This window comes from Methylobacterium nigriterrae (assembly GCF_037106235.1).
GTDB lineage: Bacteria > Pseudomonadota > Alphaproteobacteria > Rhizobiales > Beijerinckiaceae > Methylobacterium > Methylobacterium nigriterrae.
In genome coordinates this window covers 1-659 of the sequence record NZ_JBAWTG010000471.1, presented here as the reverse complement: position 1 = coordinate 659, position 659 = coordinate 1, and the positions used below count along the sequence as shown (strand labels likewise).

At 55.8% G+C, this 659-nt stretch carries 1 pseudogene; it reads right to left on the bottom strand.

What is annotated here, in order from left to right:
* Window positions 1–372 (bottom strand): annotated as a pseudogene (locus WDW90_RS37810) (phasin family protein); the annotation flags it as partial.
* Window positions 373–659: the final 287 nt, after the last annotated feature.

Here is a 659-nt window from a genome sequence, read left to right as displayed (position 1 = left end):
CCAGCTGCGCGAGGCATCCTGGTAGGCTTGGGTCAGGACCGTGCCGCAGCGCGTGACGGCCTCCAGGTTTTGCTTGGACTGGCGGGCGAGGCGCTCGCTGTCCTCGCCGGTGAAACCCAGCGTCCGATTGAAGCGCTCAGTAGCCTCACGCACCTGATGCGAGGCCGTCTCGACACTCCGCTGCACGATCTGCTTGGTGTTCTCCGTGGCCTGCTCGCGCAGAGCAACCATCAGGTTCAGGCGGTCCCGAGCGGCATCAACAAACTGTGCGCCCTGCTCGGCCGCCTTATCGATGTTTGCTCTTGCCGTATCGACGATCCTCTCGCTCAGCTCGTGCTGATTGCCCTGAGCGCTGATCTGATTGAAAGCCATTTGGGTCATATGTCCTATATGTATGATGCATTTACATCCTTGCGTAAGAATATAAGCGCATGAAATCGTAGGCGGCGAAATATTCTACCGCGGTTATCGCGCTGCACCTAAGTAACGACGAGGCGCTTTTATGTCAAATCGCGAGGAAGCAATTTGATCCGAATTGCTCACGGTCATTTTCTCTCAACGCTTATACGCAAGGCGCAACTGCCTGAGGGGATTGCATAATATTTTGAATGGGCGGGTGCGAGCATATAGATCCTAGGCTGCTTTGCGGTGCTTCCTAC